We start from the raw sequence: 276 nt of genomic DNA on the forward strand, positions 1-276 counted from the left end.
GTTAAACCAAGGCTCCTATCCTTATTTAATTGACGGCGTCATAAAGGGAGATTTCAATTTAGCACTCATTGGTCCAGTGCCTAAGCGGGAGAAAAAGGTTAAAGGCAGGACGCTGTTTACTGAAAAAATTGTTGCATTACTTCCGCAGCATCATCCCCTTGCCCGTAAACCAATCTTAAAGTTAAATGATTTGCGGGATGACGCATTTGTCTTGTTTCCTCATGGGTATATTTTGCGGGAAATAATTATGAATGCCTGCGGTCAGCTGGGGTTTAC

1 protein-coding gene is annotated in these 276 nt (G+C 42.4%); it reads left to right on the top strand.

The window, feature by feature from the left end; genetic code table 11:
* The coding region (locus RYX56_RS22145) for a LysR substrate-binding domain-containing protein (protein ID WP_317124089.1) at positions 1-276 on the top strand (276 nt) is incomplete at both ends.

This window comes from Alkalihalophilus lindianensis (genome assembly GCF_032843265.1).
GTDB classification, from domain to species: Bacteria; Bacillota; Bacilli; order Bacillales; family Bacillaceae_D; genus Alkalihalophilus; species Alkalihalophilus lindianensis.